At 55.1% G+C, this 1,034-nt stretch carries 1 protein-coding gene and 1 pseudogene; one reads left to right on the forward strand and one right to left on the reverse strand.

Translation table 11 applies throughout. The features are described from left to right. A pseudogene (locus INT22_RS21655) lies at nucleotides 1–185 on the reverse strand (ABC transporter permease); the annotation flags it as partial. Nucleotides 186–613: 428 nt separating this feature from the next. Here INT22_RS21655 and INT22_RS21660 point away from each other — a divergent pair. After that, a partial coding sequence (locus INT22_RS21660; protein ID WP_226912952.1) for an ISAs1 family transposase occupies nucleotides 614–1,034 on the forward strand: 421 nt, incomplete at its 3' end.

Consider the following 1,034-nt stretch of genomic DNA (forward strand, 5'->3'; position numbering starts at 1 on the left):
CCCGGCAGCTTCGCTGCCAGTACAGCAGATAGGATCAGCGCGTAAATCAGTACCATTGACAGCGGATGAATGATCATCCAAGCGCCGCCGATGCGGCTACGGGCAAACCGTGTCACCAACTCGTGGCGGATAGATGTGGCAATAAACTGGCGATAGCGCCATGCCCCTTTTAGGGATTCCAGCATTCCGTTACCTTTTTGCGCGTCGTGAGCCATTGTTGATTCAAAGGGAGTAATGGTAAGCCAAGCGCTTATTGGACACCACCGTTACTGGCAGCGCCATGTGGGTCAGCTCCCTACTGACGCTGCTATCCCTCGCCACTGAATTGCTTAGCAACGGCGAAGGTACAATACTTTTCAAGCAAGTATATGGCCGCATCAATAGTGTCTAACATTCCCACAAGCCATGCATTGGAAACGTGTATAAACTGAAGTGGCAGCGGGTCGGTCAATACGTTTTGACCAATGAGGCCTTTTTGGGAGCCATACATTACCAATAGCTGTTGTATGATGTACATGACACCGCCCTCAGGGCAATCGCACGTCGAGATTGGTTCGCAATTGAATCATAAAGGATGATTCGATATAGCTGGGGCATTTGATCGGAGGATGCAATGCCCCAGACTGCTGTGCCGATCCTGGATATCTTCGCCAGCGTTACCGATCCGCGTCATCCCAGCAAGGTGCAGCATCCCTTGCCCGACTTGCTCACCGTTGCCGTCTGCGGGGTCCTCGTGGGCGCCGACACCTTTGAAGAGATCGAACTCTGGGCCAAGGAGAAGCTCCCCTGGCTCCGCCAGTACCTCGCTTTGCCAAATGGGGTCCCGTCGCATGATACCTTCGCCCGGCTCTTCGGCCTGATGGATCCACACGAATTTGAAGCTGCTTTCCGCCGCTGGGTAGAAGACGTCTTGCCCAGCGTCTCGCCACAGGTCGTTGCGCTAGATGGCAAGACCAGCCGACGGTCGGCCAAGGCCTGCGAGGCACCCTTGCACCTCGTCAGCGCTTTTGCCGCTGATGCGCACGTCATTCTCG

The organism is Halomonas sp. 3D7M (assembly GCF_014897885.1).
Taxonomy (GTDB): Bacteria; Pseudomonadota; Gammaproteobacteria; order Pseudomonadales; family Halomonadaceae; genus Vreelandella.